Here is a 2,745-nt window from a genome sequence, read left to right on the forward strand (position 1 = left end):
AGTCTTGCGGGTCCGGGAACCGCGGCCCGGTGACCGCTGCCGTTACGAAGCCATCCAGCGCCGACATGGTCCGCACCAGCGGGCGACGGTTGATCTTGACGGCCATCCAGGCCTCGAGCGCCTCGTCCGACAGCGCCATGTCATCGATCGCGCTCATGCCGCCAAGGAGAGCTGCATCGCTTGGCGGCGCACCCAATTCCACGGCATCAGTTCGTCCCAGCGCGAGGCTGGCCAGTCGTTCTGGATGCGCTCGGTGACATCGGCCATGTAGGCTTCGGCATCGACGCCGCAGAGCTTGCAGGTCTCAATGATGCTGAGCACGACCGCTGACCGCTCGGCCGCGGCGAAGCTGCCCGAGAAAAGCCAATTGCGCCTGCCGACCGTAAATCCGCGAATGGCGCGCTCCGCGATGAGGTTGTCGGGCTCGAGCTGGCCATCATAGAGGAAGCGATTGAACGCGCGCCATCGCCTGGTGCCATAGGCGAAGGCCTTCGCGATATCGGCATGGCGCGACAAACCCTTGCCCTGGCGCATGAGCTGTCGTCGCAGCGCGCGGACCAGTGGTCGGGTCCGCCTTCGTCGTGCGGCCAATCGCTCGGCGGGCGGCAGCCCCCGTATCTCTTCCTCGATCCAGTAGATCGCCTGGATACCGGCCATCGCCGTCGTGCTGAGCTCGGTCGGCTGGCTGTCGTGAACGTCGAATATCTTGCGACGCAGATGGGCCAGGCAGGCAGCTTCTCGAATGGCGCCACCCTTGTAGAGCTGGTTGTAGCCGCTGAAACCGTCAGCCTGGAGCGTCCCGGTAAATCCGGCGAGCTCGCTCATCACGCTCTCGCCGGCGCGGCCCATGGTGGCGCGATACCAGGCGATCGGCGGCTCCTGCGAACCCGAGTTGCGATCGTCGGCAACGTAAACCCAGAGCGCGCCCTTGTGTGTCCTGCCGTTGCCGGGCGCCAGGATCGGAAGCCGCGTGTCGTCGGTGTGGATCTTGGTTCGGGTACGGCCGATCTCACGGATGCGGTTGTAGATCGGATCGAGCAAGGCGGCGGCGTAGCCGGCGCTGCGCGCAAGCGTGGATCGCTCGATATCGACGCCCTTGGCGGCCATCATCTGTACCTGACGGTAGAAAGGCAGATAATAACCCCACTTGGCCATCATGATATGGGCAAGCGCGGCATAGCTGAGCTTGCCGCGTGCAATGGCCTTGGCTGGTGCCGGCGCCTGGATGATTTTATCGCAGGTCCGGCAGCTGTACTTGGGTCGAACGGTCTCCATCACCTGCCAGGCTTGGGCGACCAGATCGAGCATCTCCTCACTATCTTGGCCCATGGCGCGCATGTCGCCGCCGCAGCCCGGGCAGCATGCGCAAGAGGGCTCGCGAACGATCCGCTTGCGCGGCAGGTTCGGATTGAGCTTGCGCACCGGCAACACCCGGACCTTATCGGTGTCAGCGACGATAGGCAGTTCGAGATCGGGCGCGCTGGCGGCGAAATCGGTCTCGAGATCTTCGAGTTCAAGCCGCATCTGGTCCAGCTTCTCGGAGGAGCGGCCGAAGGCTTTGCGGTTGAAGCGATCGATCCGCAGCTGCAGGCGCTGGATGCGAAGTGCGGCCTCGGCGCGCTCTCTTCGCAACTGCTCATCCCGTTCGGCGATGGTGGTGTCACGGGCACAAACGGCCGCCTCCAGAGTGGCGATCCGGGCGAGGAAATCAGCGATTGAGGGAGCTTGTTCCGACACCCAAATTACATACCCGAAAGACCTCGTCTACGGAAGAAAAATCGACACAAAATCAATGAGAACGGCCGAATTTAGCCGGCCAGACGCGGTCGATAAATCTTGTTCGGCCGGCGCCAATCGATCCCGTCCAAAAGTAGCGAAAGCTGTGCCTTGGTGAGCGACACGGTCACCTGATCCTTGGTGGTCGGCCAGGCGAAACAACCATCGGAAAGCCGTTTTGTAAAAAGGCAGAACCCCTGGTCGTCATGCGCTAGAATCTTGATGATATGACCCTTGCGTCCACGGAAGCAGAAGATCGCGCCAGTGTGCGGGTCGAGCGCGAGCACCTGCTGCACCATCCGCGCCAGGCTGTTGATCCCGCGGCGCATATCGGTCTCACCGCAGCAAAGGTAAATCCGGTCGGTCGGCACCACCGTGATCACCTGGTCAACTCCGCCAGGACGATACGCAGCGCTGTCGGATCGACGGTCCCGTCGATCCGCAATCGCGCGCCGTTCGGAAAGGCCACGACGATCCTGCCGGCCGGGTCCGGGCAATCGGCGACGGGACGCTCGACCTCGGGCAGATCGTTCACTTCGATCCGCGCGAAAGTTGCCACCGCCCGATCGGCCTCGAGCTCGCCGCCGGCCATCTGCTTGCGCCAGGCATAGAGCTGTGACGGAGCTACACCGAACGCCTCCGCGACCTCGGTCACCGACGACCCCGCCGCGCTCGCCAGATCGACCAACGCGCGCTTCTCCGTGCAACTCCACAGCCTTCGTTGCCGCACGCGCCCGGGCACCGTTGTAAGATCTTCGGCCGCCGCGGCGCCGCTTAACTCGGCGACCATATCGCCCGTTGCATGTTCCAATGTCATGGCGCGAAAACTCCATGTTCATCGGCCTCTTGCAAGGTGCCTTGGCGCACCGCTTACGGTGATCCAGCACGTGCGGGAGAAGATCCTATGGGCGACTGGATAGCAGCCACCGCTCTTGCGAATGTGTGGTTGTTACAAACACCACTCGGGAG

At 63.3% G+C, this 2,745-nt stretch carries 3 protein-coding genes; all 3 read right to left on the reverse strand.

What is annotated here, in order from left to right; genetic code table 11:
- Positions 1–153 precede the first annotated feature (153 nt).
- Positions 154–1,737, reverse strand: coding sequence for an IS66 family transposase (gene tnpC, locus NKG99_RS35560; RefSeq protein ID WP_352874128.1), 1,584 nt, complete (start codon positions 1,735–1,737; stop codon positions 154–156).
- A 71-nt stretch (positions 1,738–1,808) separates the two neighbouring features.
- Positions 1,809–2,159, reverse strand: coding sequence for an IS66 family insertion sequence element accessory protein TnpB (gene tnpB, locus NKG99_RS35565; protein ID WP_214393793.1), 351 nt, complete (start codon positions 2,157–2,159; stop codon positions 1,809–1,811).
- Positions 2,156–2,593: an IS66-like element accessory protein TnpA gene (tnpA, locus tag NKG99_RS35570; RefSeq protein WP_352874130.1), complete on the reverse strand. Its 438-nt coding sequence runs from the start codon at positions 2,591–2,593 to the stop codon at positions 2,156–2,158. Before tnpA ends, tnpB begins: the two co-directional genes overlap by 4 nt.
- Between the last annotated feature and the right edge of the window lie 152 nt (positions 2,594–2,745).

It is taken from the genome of Mesorhizobium sp. M1409, from assembly GCF_040317535.1.
Classification (GTDB): Bacteria; Pseudomonadota; Alphaproteobacteria; order Rhizobiales; family Rhizobiaceae; genus Mesorhizobium.